At 66.8% G+C, this 349-nt stretch carries 1 protein-coding gene; it reads left to right on the forward strand.

The features are described from left to right. On the forward strand, positions 1-198 hold a 198-nt coding region (locus tag FLP08_RS17500), incomplete at its 5' end, for a hypothetical protein (RefSeq protein WP_202912830.1). Positions 199-349 lie beyond the last annotated feature (151 nt).

Here is a 349-nt window from a genome sequence, read left to right on the forward strand (position 1 = left end):
TGGCCCAAGGCCGGCTGGGCCAAGTACCCGGGCACCATCCAGGTGGTGATCGGCCCGGCCATGCACGCCGAAGGCGAAGGCCCGCGCGCCATCGCCGAGCTAAACCAGCGCGCCGAAGCCTGGGTCAGCGAGACCATGGCCGAGATCAGCCCCATCCAGCAGCGGGTCAGCCATCCGGAGCCGTCGGTGGTCTCGTGAAGGGCCGCAAAGCCCCCTGCAAGGCGCACTGTGCGCCGATTCGATAAAAGAAGCCCCGCCATAGCGGGGCTTCTTGTTTTCACGCGAGGCACAAAGCAAGGCCGGTTGGCAACGATCGACCGAATCGACCGGCGTCCGCTGCCCACACATG

Origin of the sequence: Christiangramia aestuarii, from assembly GCF_009735585.1 — a bacterium.
GTDB lineage: Bacteria > Bacteroidota > Bacteroidia > Flavobacteriales > Flavobacteriaceae > Christiangramia > Christiangramia aestuarii.